At 59.3% G+C, this 15,556-nt stretch carries 13 protein-coding genes; 5 read left to right on the plus strand and 8 right to left on the minus strand.

Annotated features, from left to right (window positions below; translation table 11 throughout):
* Positions 1–683 (plus strand): IS3 family transposase (locus tag ACW9IR_RS24795; protein WP_457465329.1); only part of this gene is annotated, 683 nt, incomplete at its 5' end.
* A gap of 377 nt (positions 684–1,060) precedes the next feature.
* Here ACW9IR_RS24795 and ACW9IR_RS24800 read toward each other — a convergent pair.
* Complete coding sequence (locus tag ACW9IR_RS24800; protein ID WP_457465330.1) at positions 1,061–2,371, minus strand: MFS transporter; 1,311 nt, start codon at positions 2,369–2,371, stop codon at positions 1,061–1,063.
* Positions 2,372–2,542: 171 nt separating this feature from the next.
* On the opposite strand from ACW9IR_RS24800, the gene ACW9IR_RS24805 reads away from it, so the two are divergent.
* The 3 genes from ACW9IR_RS24805 (at position 2,543) to ACW9IR_RS24815 (ending at position 6,954) form a co-directional block, all read left to right on the plus strand.
* Positions 2,543–3,661, plus strand: coding sequence for a sugar diacid recognition domain-containing protein (locus tag ACW9IR_RS24805; protein ID WP_102901870.1), 1,119 nt, complete (start codon positions 2,543–2,545; stop codon positions 3,659–3,661).
* Between the two features lie 217 nt (positions 3,662–3,878).
* Positions 3,879–5,018 (plus strand): glycerate kinase, encoded by a 1,140-nt coding sequence (locus ACW9IR_RS24810; protein ID WP_457465331.1) that lies wholly within the window; start codon positions 3,879–3,881, stop codon positions 5,016–5,018.
* Positions 5,019–5,328: 310 nt separating this feature from the next.
* A complete protein-coding gene (locus tag ACW9IR_RS24815; RefSeq protein WP_457465332.1) occupies positions 5,329–6,954 on the plus strand; it encodes a methyl-accepting chemotaxis protein in 1,626 nt (541 codons plus the stop codon).
* 69 nt (positions 6,955–7,023) lie between these two features.
* Here ACW9IR_RS24815 and ACW9IR_RS24820 read toward each other — a convergent pair whose 3' ends face one another.
* On the minus strand, positions 7,024–7,755 hold the full coding sequence (locus ACW9IR_RS24820; protein ID WP_457465333.1) for a hypothetical protein: 732 nt from the start codon (positions 7,753–7,755) through the stop codon (positions 7,024–7,026).
* Positions 7,756–7,987: 232 nt separating this feature from the next.
* Between ACW9IR_RS24820 and ACW9IR_RS24825 the strand changes: the two genes are divergently transcribed.
* Positions 7,988–9,175, plus strand: a complete 1,188-nt coding sequence (locus tag ACW9IR_RS24825; protein ID WP_102901866.1) for a pyridoxal phosphate-dependent aminotransferase — start codon at positions 7,988–7,990, stop codon at positions 9,173–9,175.
* A gap of 141 nt (positions 9,176–9,316) precedes the next feature.
* Here the strand turns inward: ACW9IR_RS24825 and ACW9IR_RS24830 are convergent, their stop codons facing one another.
* The 6 genes from ACW9IR_RS24830 to ACW9IR_RS24855 form a co-directional block, all read right to left on the minus strand.
* Positions 9,317–10,294, minus strand: a complete 978-nt coding sequence (locus tag ACW9IR_RS24830) for a 2-hydroxyacid dehydrogenase (RefSeq protein ID WP_457465334.1) — start codon at positions 10,292–10,294, stop codon at positions 9,317–9,319.
* A gap of 13 nt (positions 10,295–10,307) precedes the next feature.
* Complete coding sequence (locus tag ACW9IR_RS24835; protein WP_457465335.1) at positions 10,308–11,606, minus strand: MFS transporter; 1,299 nt, start codon at positions 11,604–11,606, stop codon at positions 10,308–10,310.
* Positions 11,607–11,665: 59 nt separating this feature from the next.
* Positions 11,666–12,709 carry a sugar kinase gene (locus tag ACW9IR_RS24840; RefSeq protein WP_457465336.1) on the minus strand — a complete coding sequence of 348 codons (1,044 nt, stop codon included), beginning with the start codon at positions 12,707–12,709 and terminating at the stop codon, positions 11,666–11,668.
* The gene (locus ACW9IR_RS24845) at positions 12,702–13,484 is read right to left on the minus strand and encodes a sugar phosphate isomerase/epimerase family protein (protein WP_102901863.1); all 783 of its coding nucleotides are present in this window, start codon (positions 13,482–13,484) and stop codon (positions 12,702–12,704) included. Before ACW9IR_RS24845 ends, ACW9IR_RS24840 begins: the two co-directional genes overlap by 8 nt.
* A gap of 151 nt (positions 13,485–13,635) precedes the next feature.
* Complete coding sequence (locus ACW9IR_RS24850; protein WP_102901862.1) at positions 13,636–14,664, minus strand: LacI family DNA-binding transcriptional regulator; 1,029 nt, start codon at positions 14,662–14,664, stop codon at positions 13,636–13,638.
* Between the two features lie 141 nt (positions 14,665–14,805).
* Complete coding sequence (locus tag ACW9IR_RS24855; RefSeq protein ID WP_007912177.1) at positions 14,806–15,447, minus strand: DUF1345 domain-containing protein; 642 nt, start codon at positions 15,445–15,447, stop codon at positions 14,806–14,808.
* Between the last annotated feature and the right edge of the window lie 109 nt (positions 15,448–15,556).

Genomic DNA, 15,556 nt, shown 5'->3' on the forward strand with positions numbered 1-15,556 from the left:
CTTTGCGCGGTAAAGGCATGCTTGTCGGGCTGTATAAAATCCGTCGATTGATGCGGGCTAACGGACTGCGTTCAGCCTGGAAGCGCAAGTTTGTACACACAACCGATAGTAATCATGACCTGCCGATTGCAGAGAATGTACTGAACAGAAAATTTGATCCAGTAGCGCCAAACAAGGCTTGGGTAGCTGACATCACCTACATCCGCACCCGCAGCGGCTGGTTGTATCTGGCCGTGGTATTGGACTTGTTCTCGCGCAAGATAGTGGGCTGGTCGATGGCTCCGAACATGCCGGCAGAGCTGGTGTGCACCGCGATGCAACTGGCAATCGCGCAGCGTCAACCGCCGCCAGGCTTGATTGCCCACTCAGATCGGGGTAGCCAATATGCGAGTGCAACTTACAGAGAATTACTGGCAAGAAACGACATGCAGCAGAGCATGAGTCGTAAAGGTAATTGCTGGGACAACGCAGTGATGGAGCGCTTCTTTTTGAGTTTGAAAATGGAGCGGGTATGGCGCCGTGACTACGCGAACCACGCTGAAGCGATCCGCGACATCACCGAGTACATCGTTGGGTTTTACAACAACGAACGGCTGCACTCGAAACTGGGATATCTGCCACCGACCGTTTATGAGCGAGCGATGGCGTCAAAAACACCTATCGAGGTGTCCGGAATTAGTTGACCACTGCAATTGAGCTGGACGCCAAAGCACAGCCCTCACCCTAACCCTCTCCCAGAGGGAGAGGGGACTGACCGAGGTGTTTGAACGAGGTACACCGACGTGCAATACCGAGTCGAACTCAAGTCTTGAAAAGCACCAAAATCGGCTCCCTTCTCCCGAGTCGAACTCAAAACTTGAAAAGCACGGCAATCGGCTCCCCCCTTCCGAGTCGAACTCAAGTCTTGAAAAGCACGGCAATCGGCTCCCTTTCCCCCTCGCCCCCCTGGGGGAGAGGGCTGGGGTGAGGGGGAAAAGATCTCCAGAACACCACAAAACCCAAGTCGGACTCCCAATAAAAAACGGCCCAGAAAAGGGCCGTTCTCCTGTGCATCAAAAACTCAAGCGCGCAAAGTGCGCGTCATGCGCAACGCCAGCAGACTCCCGCCAACAATCACCCCCGCCAGCAAATACAACGCCGCATCGGTCGAACCGGTGCTGTCCTTGACCCAACCCACCAGATAAGGGCTCAGGAACCCAGCCATCTGCCCCATCGAGTTGATCAACGCCAGCCCACCGGCCGCAGCACCGGCACTCAACATCGCAGTCGGCACCGGCCAGAACATCGGCAGGCCAGTCAGCGCACCCATCGTGGCAATGGTAAGACCGAGAATCGCAATCGCCGGGTTAGCCGCGAAGTTCACCGCAATCACCAGACCGATCGCGCCCATCAGCATCGGTACCACCAAATGCCAGCGACGTTCTTTACGAAGGTCCGCCGAACGCCCGACCACCAGCATGAACACCGCCGCCAGCAGATACGGAATCGCACTCAGCCAACCGATCACCAGGTTATCGCTGAAACCGAGGTTCTTGATGATCGACGGCAACCAGAAGTTGATCGCGTACACGCCACTCTGGATGCAGAAGTAAATCAGGCCGAACGCCCAGATCGCCGGGTTCTTGAACACAGCCAGCAGCGAGTCGGAAGTGGTTTTCGGCTTGTTCGCCAGGTCTTCAGCCTGATCCGCTTCCAGCACCGCACGCTCATGCGGGCTCAGCCACTTGGCGTTGGCGAAGCTGTCGCTCAACAGGAAATAGGCGAGGGCGCCGAGGATCACCGTCGGAATGCCTTGCAGCAGAAACATCCACTGCCAGCCGGCAAACCCACCTTGCCCTGCGGCGAAGTGATTGAGAATCCAGCCAGAGAACGGGCTGCCGAGCAAACCGGACACCGGGATCGCCGACATGAACAACGCCATGATCCGCCCACGGCGGAAGGTCGGGAACCACTGCGAAAGATACAGCACGACGCCCGGGAAGAACCCGGCTTCGGCCGCACCGGTGAACAGCCGCAGGGTGTAGAACTCGGTCGGGGTGGTGACGAATAGCAGGCAGGTCGACAGCGTGCCCCAGGTGATCATCATCACGGCGATCCAGCGCCGTGGGCCGAATCGGGTCAATGCGAGGTTGCTCGGCACGCCGCACAGCACGTAGCCGATGAAGAAGATACCGGCACCGAGGCCGTACACGGTTTCGCTGAATTTAAGGGCGTCGAGCATCTGCAGTTTGGCAAATCCAACGTTGACCCGGTCGAGGTAGTTGAACAAGTAGCAGATGAAAATGAAGGGGATCAAACGCAGGGTGATGCGTTTGTAGACGGCGTTTTTATCGTCAACGATGGTCTGGGTAGCTGCGGCGCTCTGCGACATAGCGGCTCTCTCTTTATTATGATTTTTTGCGATGCAAAGGGTAACGTTGATCGCCCCGAGAGTCTCGGTCACCTTTGGCCGGATTGTCTTTGTGCCTGAGCACAGGGTTTGCCGCCAGACCCTGTGCGGGTGAACAACCGACTGCCGCGTTTTTCAAGGATCTTACCCATCATGTTTGAACTCGATCACGACCTCGCTCAGGACATCGTCGACCGGGCCATGGCCATTTTGCCGTACAACGTCAACGTCATGGACAGCCAGGGGCTGATCCTCGGCAGCGGTGAACCGGAGCGCATCAACACCCGTCACGAAGGCGCGCAACTGGTGCTGGCCAACGGTCGCGTGGTGGAGATCGACGCGCAGACCGCCGTGCATTTGAAAGGTGTGCAACCGGGCATCAACCTGCCGCTGTTGCTCGACCAACGCTTGATCGGTGTGCTCGGCATCACCGGTGAGCCGGAGCAACTGCGCACTTATGCCGAACTGGTGCGCATGACCGCCGAAATGCTCGTCGGCCAGCGCAATCAGCAGGCCGAGCAGCAGTGGCGGCGCCAGCGTTGCGATGATCTGCTGGCGTTGCTGTTGAGCGAGGCCGGGGACTCGCCGCGACTGGTCGATGAGGCGCAGCAGCTCGGGCTCAAACCGCAACTGACGCGGGTGCCGTATCTGTTCGAGCTGGGCCTTGAACATGGGCCGGGGCAAACCGTTGAGGCGCTGAGTGCCTGGCTGATGTCGCGTTATCCCGATAGCTGGTGCGTGAGTTCGGCGAAGTCATCGCTGCTGTGGTGTCGACCGGCGAGCCAGCACGTCGAGCATGATCGCTTGCTGGAAAAACTCGACGGCCTGGGCTGGAAGGTGCTGCGTATTGCCGTGGGCGGGCAGGCCGATGGACTCGCCGGGCTGCGCCGTTGTTACCGACGGGTCGGTGATTTGCTCGCCTACGGCCGCGAAGTGTTGCCGCATTCGCGATTGCTGACGCTGAACCGTTATCGCTTGCCGGTGATGTTGTGGCGGCACCGCAATGACGACGCACTGGACGAATTGCTCAAACCGCTGCGCAAAGTGATCGCCAAGGACGGCAACGGCCAGTTGCTGGCGACGTTGCGCAGTTGGTGCGAGCACGATGGCCAGAGTCAGGCGTGTGCCGATGCTTTAGGGATTCATCGCAACAGCCTGCGTTATCGGATGGAGCGGATTGCCGAGTTGAGTGGGGTTGATCCGCTGCGGCTCGATGGGATGCTGGCGCTGTATCTTGGGGTGCAGTTGCTGCCGCAGACTGATCCGAATTGATCGGGCGCCTTCAAAGACGCCATCGCGAGCAGGCTCGCTCCTACATTTGGAATGCATTCCCCTGTAGGAGTGAGCCTGCTCGCGATGGCGGAGGTACATTCGCCGCAGATCTTTTTGTGAAAATGAACAATAAACGCCCCCGCCACTTGTGCAGCGGACAGGCGTCAATACGCAGGCCGACTGGCAGCATGAGGGGCATTGCAACCGGAGAATTCGCATGAAGATCGTCATCGCCCCCGACTCGTTCAAGGACAGCCTCAGTGCCCAAGGCGTCGCCGACGCCATTGCCCTCGGCTTGGCGCAGGTCTGGCCGCGCGCGACCTTGGTCAAATGCCCGATGGCCGATGGCGGCGAAGGCACGGTCGAATCGATCCTCGCCGCCTGCGAAGGCGAACTGCGCCGCACCCACGTGCGCGGCCCGCTGGGCACAGCTGTCGACGCTGCATGGGGCTGGTTGCCGCACAACCACACCGCAATCATTGAAATGGCCGAGGCCAGCGGCTTGCAACTGGTGCCGCTGGGGCAACGCGATGCCTGCATCAGCAGCACCTTCGGTACCGGCGAACTGATTCGCGCAGCGCTGGATGCCGGCGCGCAACGAGTGATTCTGGCGATTGGCGGCAGTGCGACCAACGATGGCGGCGCAGGGGCGATGCAAGCGTTGGGCGTGAAGTTGCTTGATGCGCAGAGTCAATCGCTGGTACCTGGCGGCCTGGCGTTGGCGCAACTGGCACAACTGGACCTGAGCGAACTCGACCCGCGTCTGGCGCAGGTGCGTTTCGACATCGCTGCTGATGTGAACAACCCGCTGTGCGGCCCGCACGGTGCCTCGGCGATTTTCGGCCCGCAGAAAGGCGCCTCGCCGGCGCAGGTGCAGCAACTCGATCAGGCGTTGGGCCACTTCGCCGAACTGTGCGCGCAAGCGTTGGGCAAAGATGTTCGCGACGAACCGGGTAGCGGTGCGGCGGGCGGTTTGGGTTTTGCCGCCAAAGCGTTTCTCGGGGCGCAATTTCAGGCCGGGGTGGAAGTGGTTGCCGAACTGGTCGGCCTCGCCGAAGCGGTCAAAGGTGCCGATTTGGTGATCACCGGGGAAGGGCGCTTCGATGCGCAGACCTTGCGCGGCAAGACGCCGTTCGGTGTTGCGCGGATTGCCAAGCAACACGCCGTGCCAGTGATTGTCATTGCCGGTACCTTGGGCGAGGGTTACCAAGAACTCTACGATCACGGCATCGACGCGGCATTCGCCGTGACCAGCGGGCCGATGACGCTGGAACAGGCCTGCGCCGAAGCACCGCGCCTGCTGCGTGAACGCGCGACGGATATCGCCCGCGTCTGGCAGATGGCCGCGAAATTCTGAGCAAATCCTGTAGGAGCTGCCGCAGGCTGCGATCTTTTGATTTTGCTTTTAAAAGTCCAGATCAAAAGATCGTCCGATCGCGGCCCGAGCCTTCGGCAGCTCCTACACAAAGCGATCCTCCAGTGTTTCATTGCTGTAACACCCTGAAAAATAGTTGCTCTTGTCCCGCAATCTTCCTAAAGCCTGGCCGATACAGCTAACAGGCGCGCACATAACTTCCTAAAACAGTGACGCCGGACTGAGCCCGCCCCCCCTCGGGCCAGTGATGACGCATGGACGCTCGTAGTTTCTATCTTTCGAGAGCTCAACTATGTCCCTGCGTAACCTGAATATCGCGCCCCGTGCCTTCCTCGGTTTTGCCTTTATCGCCTTGCTGGTGATCGTGCTCGGCGTGTTCGCTGTCAACCGCATGTCGATCATCCGTCAGGCCTCCGTCGAGATGGATTCGACGCAACTTCCCAGCGTGACGCAACTTGCCGTAGTAACAGAAAACGTCCTGCGTCTGCGCATTCTGTCGTTCCGCGTGCTGGTCAATCGCGAAGCGGCCGGGTTGCAGGAAGCGCAGACCCGCATCGGCGTTCTGGTCGACAAGGTGCGCGCAGCCCAGGCCAGTTACGCCGCACTGCCGGCAAGTCCGGAAGAGCGGGCGTTGTACCAGACCTTCGCGACCACGCTGGACAACTACCTGCAAGCGCAGAATCAGATGATGGAGCTGTCGCGCCAGGACAAGCTCGACGAGATGCGCAGCCTGATCAACACGCGGATCAAGGACGGCACCGACCAGATGGGCGAGCAGCTCAATAAACTGATCGTCATGAATGCTTCCGACGCGAAAACCGCGTCGATTCAGGCCGGCCAATATTATGACAGCGCCATCACCGGCATCATTATCGTCGCTGTTTTCGCAGCCTTTGCCACGGTGCTACTGGCCTGGTTGCTGACCCGCAGCATCGTTACGCCGCTGAACCGCGCCGTGCAGGCCGCGCAAACCATCGCTGACGGCAACCTCACCAAAGTCATCGAAGTCGATGGCAAGGACGAAGCTACGCAGTTGCTGCAGGCGCTCGCCACCATGCAGACCAACCTGCGCAAAACCATCGAGCAGATCGCCGGTTCCGCCACGCAACTGGGCGCTGCTGCCGAAGAACTCAGCGCGGTGACCGAAGAAGCCTCCCGTGGCTTGCAGCAGCAGAACAACGAAATCGAACAAGCCGCCACCGCCGTCAACGAAATGACCGCCGCCGTCGAAGAAGTGGCGCGCAACGCCGTGTCGACCTCGGAAGCCTCGAACCAGTCGACCCATGCCGCCCGTGAAGGTCGCGACCAAGTGGTAAAAACCGTCGACGCGATCCAGACCATGACCCACGACGTGCAGAACACCGCGCACATGATCGAAGGCCTAGCCGCACAGGGCCGCGACATCGGCAAGGTGCTCGACGTAATCCGTGCCATCGCCGAACAGACCAACCTGCTGGCGCTCAACGCCGCGATCGAAGCAGCGCGTGCCGGTGAAGCAGGGCGGGGTTTTGCCGTGGTCGCGGACGAAGTGCGGGCATTGGCCCATCGCACCGCGCAGTCGACCCAGGAAATCGAAAAAATGGTCGCCGGCATCCAGAACGGTACCGGCGAAGCGGTTTCGTCGATGCAGCAAAGCAACCAGCGCACCCAGACCACTCTGGAAATGGCCCGCGCTGCCGGTGTTGCGCTGGAGCAGATCACCCAGTCGATCCACCAGATCAACGAGCGCAACCTGGTCATCGCCAGCGCCTCGGAAGAACAGGCGCAGGTTTCGCGTGAGGTCGACCGCAACCTGGTCAACATCCGCGATCTGGCTACGCAATCGGCCGCCGGGGCCAATCAGACCAGCGCAGCGACCCACGAATTGTCGCGTCTGGCGGTGGATTTGAACGCCATGGTGGCGCGTTTTGTGATTTGAGAAATACGGAATTGTCTGAAGTGGGCTGAAAAAGGTTATTGCTTCAGCCCGTTTTGACAAATCGCTGTTTCAAGAAAGGTTTACTTTAATACTTTCGTAAGCTGAGAACGGTCCTTTATTTCCTGCACGATCTACAAGCCTGTAAAAAGCAAGTTTATCGCCGGAGCCATATGCACGGATAATTTCGCCACTCAGTTTGATAACAGTAGGTGAGCTCGAGTCATGCACCGTTGTAATGATGATAGGACTATTCGTAAGTGAGCCATAGTGAAATTCGATACTGTCGCAGGCTTGTTGCTGCAGATAGCGGGGAATGGTTACCAGAACTTCATCACCGTGTTCGTCTAGATACTTCTGTGTAATCCCGTCACTGATGACCTCTTGCGGAAACTGTACAATTTCTCCAGAACTGCCGTAGTTTGGAGCTGTTACATCGATCGTAAAAGGCGTGCTCTCTGACGTCTCTGGATTCCCTGCTGTATTCACTATGTATGAAACCTGGTGTACGCCTTCCTTTTGCAGGTAGTGCTCGGGGATATGGGCTGCAAATGGGAAAAGCGCTGGATCAATAGGCGTCACGAAATTAAAGTTTGCCACTCTCTCTCCGTTTAAGAGCAGTATCAATATTACGGGTACGTTTAGTGGGTTATCTGAACCTGGCCATTTCTGAATCAATAATTGCAAGGGGGCTGCCAACGCACTCAATGGCAACAAGTTAATTTGACTGTCAGGGAAGTTTACTAACGCGGCGGGGATTGTCGGTGGGGCCAGTTCGTGAATTTTTTCATTAAGATTTGTCATCGTTTTAACGCTCCGTTGTTTCGATAAGAAAGACCTGCAAATGTTTCCGCAGGTTAATTAAGAGGGCGTTCTTGAAATTGGTCTACTGTCAACTCTGACAGGTAGGCATCCGACCGGAAATCGAGCACATTACGAAGTTTTTCTTCAAATCCATCTTGCGGACAAAACGGCTGGCGCGTTTCGTGATTTGAGATACGGTGAAGGCTGGAGACCGCGCAATCAGGAGACGTACATGCGCTATTCAGCCTTGACCCAACGAATCGCCGGAGAAGGAGCCGCCGCCTGGCAGATTCACGACCGAGCGCTGGAGTTGCGCGCCGAGGGTGTCGATATCCTGCTGCTGAGCATCGGCGATCCGGATTTCGATACACCTCTGCCAATTGTCCACGGCGCGATCGACAGCTTGCTCGCTGGCGATACCCATTATTCCGAAGTACGTGGCCGTTTGGCGCTGCGCACGCTGATTGCCGAACGCCATCGTCAGCGCAGCGGGCAAGCGGTCGATGCTGACCATGTGATCGTCATGCCCGGTGCGCAATGCGCGGTGTATTCGGTGGCGCAATGTCTGCTGGATCCGGGCGACGAAGTGATCGTTGCCGAACCGATGTATGTCACCTACGAAGGTGTGTTTGGCGCTTGCGGCGCGACGGTAGTGCCGGTGCCGGTGCGCCCGGAAAACGGCTTTCGCGTCGACCCGGTCGATGTTGCTGCGCGCATCACCCCGAAAACCCGCGCCATGCTGTTGAACAGTCCGAACAATCCGTCTGGCGCGAGCCTGTCACTGCTGATCTGGCAGGAATTGGCGGCGCTGTGCGTGCGCCATGATTTGTGGCTGATCAGCGACGAGGTTTACAGCGAGCTGCTCTATGAAGGTCAGCACGTCAGCCCGGCGAGTTTGCCGGGCATGGCCGAACGCACGGCGACCATCAACAGCCTGTCGAAATCCCACGCCATGACCGGGTGGCGCATCGGCTGGATGATCGGGCCGAAATCGTTGGCCGAGCATTTGGTCAATCTGTCGCTGAGCATGTTGTTCGGACTGCCGGATTTTGTGCAGAAAGCCGCAGAGATTGCGTTGGAAAGCGATTTGCCGGAGGTGACGCAGATGCGCGAGGAGTATCGCCTGCGTCGGGATCTGGTTTGCGAGCGTTTGCAGGGTTGCCCGGGGCTGTATCCGATTCGTCCGGATGGCGGCATGTTCGTGATGGTCGATGTGCGCCAGACCGGGTTGGGTGCCCAAGCGTTTGCCGAGCAATTGCTGGAAGGATATGGGGTTTCGGTCCTCGCCGGTGAAGCGTTCGGGCCGAGTGCGGCGGGGCATATCCGCATCGGGCTGGTGCTGGACCGGGTGAAACTGGCGGATGCCTGTGCGCGGATTGCGCTGTGTGCGGCGCAGCTGTTACAGGCGCGCAGTGCCTGATGGTTTTGCAGCGCCGTTACTGGCCTCATCGCGAGCAGGCTCACTCCTACAGTGATTTGAGGTGTACACAAATTCAGTGTTCACCCGGACCCTTGTAGGAGTGAGCCTGCTCGCGATAGCTATTTAACAGGCAATAAAATCTCAGCCCTGCCAGGCCGATGGATTCACCAGATTCGCCGGCTTCTCTCCCTTCAGCGCCGCCAACAGATTCTCCACCGCACACCGCGCCATCGCCTCGCGCGTCTCATGCGTCGCCGAGCCCATGTGCGGTGTCGCCACCACATTGTTCAGCTGCAACAGCGGCGAATCATGATTCAACGGTTCACGCTCAAATACATCCAGCCCCGCCGCACGAATCCGCTGATGACGCAGCGCATCGATCATCGCCACCTCATCGACCACTTTGCCCCGCGAGATATTGATGAAGATGCTGTCCGGGCGCATCAGCGCGAACTGCTCGGCACCGATCAAGCCTTCGGTCTGCGCCGTCAGCGGCAAGGTCAGGCAAATGAAATCGGCCTGCTTGAGCAAGTCTTCAAGGCTGCGATACTGCGCATCGAAACGCGCCTCGACCGCCGGTTTACGCGACTGGCTGTGATAGATCACCGGCATTCCAAACCCGAAATGCCCGCGCTGCGCCAATGCTTCGCCGATGCGGCCCATGCCGATGATGCCCAGCGTCTTGCCATGCACATCGGTGCCGAAATGCGCGGGACCGATATTGCGGCACCATTGCCCGCTGCGCACCATGTTCGCCAGTTCGACCACGCGCCGGGCGGCGGCGAGGATCAAGGCGAAACCGGTGTCGGCGGTGGTTTCGGTGAGTACGTCCGGGGTGTTGCTCAGCAGGATCTGGCGCTGGCTCAGGTAATCGATGTCGTAGTTATCGACGCCGACTGAGACGCTGGCGATGGCTTCAAGCTGCGGCGCCAGATCAAGCAGCGCGGCATCGAGTTTCAGGCTAGCGCCGAGCAAACCATGGGCACGGGGCAGGGCATCGCGCAGTTGCATCAGACCGTCGGCGTCGAGGCTATTGATCAGCGTCACCTCGCACTGTTCCTGCAGGCGCGCCATCAGCGCGGGCGAAAGTTTCTTGTACAACACGACCTGTTTTTTCATGGCAAAAGTCTCTTCAGGAATGCGCCGGCACGGCACGCGTGGCGATGGCTTTGGCGACGACGCGATCACTGGCGCCGGGCTTGAGAAAAATCGTCAGCACCACCGACAGCAGCAACGCGCCGCTCATCAACAGATACGAAGCGCCGGGCGAGCCGGTGGAGCTGTTCAGGTAACCGACCAGATATGAACCGCCGAACGAACCGAGCGCGCCCATGCTGTTGATCAGCGCCATCGCACCGCCGGCGACGTTGGCGGGCAGAATCTCCGGGACGATGGCAAAGAACGGCCCGTAAGGTGCGTACATGCACGCGCCGGCAATCACCAGCAGCGTGTACGACCACCAGAAATGTTCAGCGCCCAGTGCGTAAGAACCGTAAAACGCGATGGACGCGATCAGCAGCGGTGGCCAGACAAAGCGTTTGCGCTTCTGCAACTTGTCCGAGCCCCACGACACCGCAAGCATGCCGATCACCGCCGCCAGATACGGCAGCGCCGACAGCCAGCCGGCCTCGATCATGTCCATTTGCGCGCCGGCCTTGAGGATCGACGGCAACCACAGCACGAAGCCGTAAACGCCGATGCTCCAGCAGAAAAACTGCAGCGCGAGAATGATCACCTTCGGCGAACGGAACGCCTCGGCGTAGTTCTTCACCGCTTTGATGCCGACCTGTTCGGCGGCGAGTGCGCTTTCCAGATCCTGCTTTTCCTGGTCGTTTAGCCACTTGGCCTCGGACGGACGATCATCGGCCAGACGCCACCAGATAAACGCCCAGAGCACCGCCGGCAAACCTTCGATGATGAACATCCAGCGCCAGCTGAAATGCTGCACCAGATAACCCGAAACCACTGACATCCACAGCATGGTCACCGGGTTGCCGAGGATCAGAAACGTGTTGGCCCGCGAGCGTTCGGCACGGGTGAACCAGTGGCACAGATACACCAGCATGGCTGGCATGACAGCGGCTTCGACCACGCCGAGCATGAAGCGGATGACGATCAGCCAATAGGCGTTGGAGACCACCCCGGTCAACGTGGCAAGACCGCCCCAGAGAATCAGGCTGACAAAAATCAGCTTCTTCACGCTGTGTTTTTGCGCGTAGATCGCACCGGGTACCTGGAAGAAAAAGTAACCGAGGAAGAACAGTGCACCGAGCAGTGATGACAGGCCCGGGGTGATCATCAGGTCTTCGGCCATGCCCGATGCAGCGGCGAAACCGTAGTTGGCGCGATCCAGATACGCCAGGCTGTAGGTGATGAACACAATCGGCATGATGTACCACCAGCGGCGGGTGGCGAGGGTTGCGGTTTTCATGGGTCTTGCTCCTGAGCTTGTTGTTTTTGTCGCAGCAGGTTCAATAAATCGGTTGTCTCTCAGGGCCTCATCGCTGGCAAGCCAGCTCCCACAGGGATCTCGGGTATGTCAAAGATTGCATTGCCAACATCAACCCTTGTGGGAGCTGGCTTGCCAGCGATGGCGGCCTCAAATTCGCTGAAGAGTTCAGCCCGGGTCGGAAGGCCTTCCATATCCCCGCGACTCTGCACCGCCCGACTGCCAATCCAGTTCGCGCGCTGCACCGCCTCGGCAAAACTCTGCTGTTCGAGCAGGGCGCTGATCATCCCCACCGCGAAGCCATCACCAGCACCGACCGTGTCGACGACATTGGCCACCGGCACACCGGCGACAAATCCCGACGCCAGATGCGTTCGGTAATAAGCACCTTCCGGCCCGAGTTTGATCGCCACGGCCTCTGCACCTTGATCGAGATAAAACGCGGCAATGTCCGCCGGATCGTCAAAACCAGTCAGCAAGCGACCTTCGCTCAACCCCGGCAACACCCAATGGGCGAGGGCGGCGAGACGGTTGATCTCGCTGATCATTTCGCGCTCGCTGGCCCACAGGCTCGGGCGCAGATTGGGGTCGAAGGACACGCTGCGCCCGGCGTTGCGCATGCGTGTCATCAGTTCAAGGGACATCTCCCGCGCCGAAGCCGAGAGCGCCGGAGGAATGCCGGTGGCGTGCAGATGGCGGGCGCTCAGCAGATTGGTCGTAATCGACTGCGGCGACAAATGACTGGCCGCCGAGCCGCGCCGGAAATACTCGACTTGCGGATCGCTGCCATCGTCATTGCGCGATTTGAACTGGAAACCGGTCGGGTGCTGTTTATCGACATCGACGTGGCTGCAATCCAGACCTTCCTTGATCAAGGTCTGCACCACAAAGCGCCCGAGCGAATCATTGCCGACCCGGCTCAGCCACGCGACGTTGAAACCCAGCCGCGATAGCCCGATCGCGACATTACTGTCAGCCCCGGCAATACGTTTGTGGAAGTGCTCGACCGCCGCCAGATCACCGGTCTGCTCGGCGACCAGCATCGCCATGGTTTCGCCGAACGAAAGAATATCGATCTCAGACATGAGCAGGCTCCAGGCGGGATTGGCCGAGGCGGGCGAGGGCGGCAACGTGCTCGGTGGTCAGTTGCACCAGATCTTCGCCCTGCAATGGGTATTCGGCGGCGCGCATAACGCCTTGGGCCATGTGTCGCAACAGTTGTTCCCACAGATGCAGGTCACTGACCGCCGGCGGCACCGCCACCAGTTTGCCGTCGGGGCGGCGGGCCACGGCTTTGCAGTGCACGTACCCGACGTGCCGGCCCAACAGGCGCGCCGCGTTGGTGGCGGACTGGTCCTGCCACTGCCAGTTACCAATGTCGAAGGTCATCTTGATCGGCAAGCTGTGCTGCTCGACGGCGGCGAAGAAGCGCTGAAACGGCTCGATCCGACCGCCATGCAAGGTCTGGTCGTTCTCCACCAGCAACTGCACCGGGCTGAGTTTCAAGCGTTCGCCCAGGGCTTGCAGATCATTGTTGTCGGTGAAGTAGCCGAGAGAAACCTTCAACCATTTCGAACCGAACGCTTCGGCCTGTTGCAGCGCGGTGATCAGCTCGGGATTGGGGCGTGACTGGCCAGCCAGCCAGAGTTCGGTGGGCGAGGAATAGATGCTTTGCAGACCCTGCGCCAGCGTGGCCTGAGCCAGTTGCGCAGGGTCTTCACGCGTCAGCAGCTCTTCGCGCCACTCAATGCGATTCGCCCCGGCCGCAGCCAGAACATCGATGAAAGCATCCTGCCCGCGCTGGCGCACAAGCTCGGCGCCGTAGCTGGACAGACTGATGGAAACGGCGGGTTTATTCATTGTTATTGACCTCTGAAACCGGTTTCATTTTTGTTCAAAAAAATATCAGGTGTTTCTGTGTTGTCCTTTAGGGCGCCTTCGCGAGCAGGCTCGCTCCCACATTTGGAATGCGATCACCTTTGGGAGTGAGCCTGCTCGCGAAGGCGTCAGATCAAACACCACCAACCTCACGGGTCGACCCACGCTCAACCAGCACCGGCGCAAAATCCACCACCCGCGCCACCTCATCATCCCCACGCAAACGCTTGAGCAGACACTCAAACGCCCGCGCACCAATCTCTGCCGTCGGCTGAGCCAGCGCGGTAATCCCGCTGCCCACCAACGGATACCAATCCAGATCATCCAGGGCAATCAGCCCGACGTCCTCGAACAATCGGCAACCCATTTGGCGTAATGCAGTCGTCGCAGCCAGCGCCGCTACGCCATTGGCGCAAAACAGCGCTTTCGGACCATTACCGGGTGTGTTTAAAAAGGTTTGAAGTTGCGCGTTCAGATCGTCGCCGGTTTCCAGCACCGCCCCGGTCAACCCCGAGCGCTGCGCAATCTGCGCCTGAAAACTGCTGACCCGCTCAATCCGCGAACTGGTGCCGTCGTACGGTTCGGTCACCAACAGCAGATCACCATAACCGCGCTGCTCAAGGTGCGTGAGGGCCATCTGCACCGCTTGCGGGTTATTCAACCCGACCATGTCGCTGTCGAGCCCGTCGACCTTGCGATCCACCAGCACCAGCGGCATCTCGCGACGCAACTCATGCAACTCGTCGCGATGATGCCCCAGCGTGTTCACGATCAGCCCCTCGATGTTGTACGAGCGCAACAGCGCCAGGTGCTGGCGTTCCTGCTCGTCATCGCGGTCGGTGTTGCACACCACCAGGCTGTAGCCGTGCGCACGGCAGGCGGTTTCCACCCCGTGCATCACGGCAATCGAATAAGGGTTGCGGATATCGGCCACCAGCATGCCGATCAGGCGCGTGCGCCCGCGTTTCAGGCCGCGAGCCATCTGGTTGGGGCGATAGCCGAGTTCCGCGATGGCCTGCTCGATGCGCAGGGCAATGGTATCGGAGAGCAGGGCGCGGTCATCGCCGATAAAGCGCGAAACGCTGGCCTTGGACACACCAGCGCGCTCGGCGACATCGAGCATGGTCACGCGGCTGCGCTGGGCGGCGGAGAAGTCGTTCACGGTCTGAAACCTTTTTATTGGATTTATAGGCTCAACGTCTGAATGCAGCGCTGAAACCGGTTTCAGGAAACACCAAAAACAAATCTTCCGTCAAGTGAATGATCACCAGCGATCTTTGTGCCGCCGACGGGCGGGGTCGCGTCAGCCGAACAAACCCGCGGCGATATTGATCGAAAATCCCAGAATCGCGGTGTTGAACACGAAGCCGATCAACGATTGCGCCAAGACGATTTTGCGAATATCGCGGGTGGCCACGCCGACATCTGCAGTCTGTACGGCCACGCCGATGGTGAAGGAGAAGTACAAGAAGTCCCAATAGTTGGGGGTCGTCAGCCCCTCCGCGAAGCGCAACGCCGGCTCTTTGCCATTCCAGGTGTAATACAACCTGGCGTAGTGCACGCAGAAAATCACCCCGATCAGCAGCCACGAGCCGATCACCGTCAGCGCGGTGAAACCGTAGTGCAGCAGTTTGCGCGTGGTTTCCAGGTCCTTGCTGCCAGCCAGCTCGAAGGTGATGGTCGCCAAACTCGCCAGTGCGGCGATGCACACCACGAACAGCACCAGCCCGGCATTTTCGTCTTCGACTTCAGCGATGCGTTTGACGTCTGGAGCCTTGGCGCGCACGGTCAGCCAGAACATCAGGATCAGGTAAGTCCAGACGCCAGCGTTCCAGCCGATGAGGATTTTGCTGACGATGGAGTCGGCGGGGACCAGGAGACCGGTGGCAAGGCCGAGGAGGGCGGCGGCAGACAGGCGAGGGTGGGTGCGGGCGAGGAAGCGCATGGGGACTCACGTTGGTGAACTATCTCTGCACCATAGCGTACGCAACCCTGCTTTTGTAGGAGCTGCCGCAGGCTGCGATCTTTTGATCTTCTAAAAGCAAAGTCAAAAG

It is taken from the genome of Pseudomonas sp. SDT291_1_S447, assembly GCF_054070155.1.

Excerpts from the sequence above, each read along its gene's own strand:
- ACW9IR_RS24800 (WP_457465330.1), bottom strand. The coding sequence starts at position 2,371 with ATGTCGCAGAGCGCCGCAGCTACCCAGACCATCGTTGACGATAAAAAC.
- ACW9IR_RS24830 (WP_457465334.1), bottom strand. The coding sequence starts at position 10,294 with ATGAAAAAACAGGTCGTGTTGTACAAGAAACTTTCGCCCGCGCTGATG.
- ACW9IR_RS24820 (WP_457465333.1), bottom strand. The coding sequence starts at position 7,755 with ATGACAAATCTTAATGAAAAAATTCACGAACTGGCCCCACCGACAATC.
- ACW9IR_RS24810 (WP_457465331.1), top strand. The coding sequence starts at position 3,879 with ATGAAGATCGTCATCGCCCCCGACTCGTTCAAGGACAGCCTCAGTGCC.
- ACW9IR_RS24845 (WP_102901863.1), bottom strand. The coding sequence starts at position 13,484 with ATGAATAAACCCGCCGTTTCCATCAGTCTGTCCAGCTACGGCGCCGAG.
- ACW9IR_RS24835 (WP_457465335.1), bottom strand. The coding sequence starts at position 11,606 with ATGAAAACCGCAACCCTCGCCACCCGCCGCTGGTGGTACATCATGCCG.
- ACW9IR_RS24815 (WP_457465332.1), top strand. The coding sequence starts at position 5,329 with ATGTCCCTGCGTAACCTGAATATCGCGCCCCGTGCCTTCCTCGGTTTT.
- ACW9IR_RS24840 (WP_457465336.1), bottom strand. The coding sequence starts at position 12,709 with ATGTCTGAGATCGATATTCTTTCGTTCGGCGAAACCATGGCGATGCTG.
- ACW9IR_RS24825 (WP_102901866.1), top strand. The coding sequence starts at position 7,988 with ATGCGCTATTCAGCCTTGACCCAACGAATCGCCGGAGAAGGAGCCGCC.
- ACW9IR_RS24805 (WP_102901870.1), top strand. The coding sequence starts at position 2,543 with ATGTTTGAACTCGATCACGACCTCGCTCAGGACATCGTCGACCGGGCC.
- ACW9IR_RS24855 (WP_007912177.1), bottom strand. The coding sequence starts at position 15,447 with ATGCGCTTCCTCGCCCGCACCCACCCTCGCCTGTCTGCCGCCGCCCTC.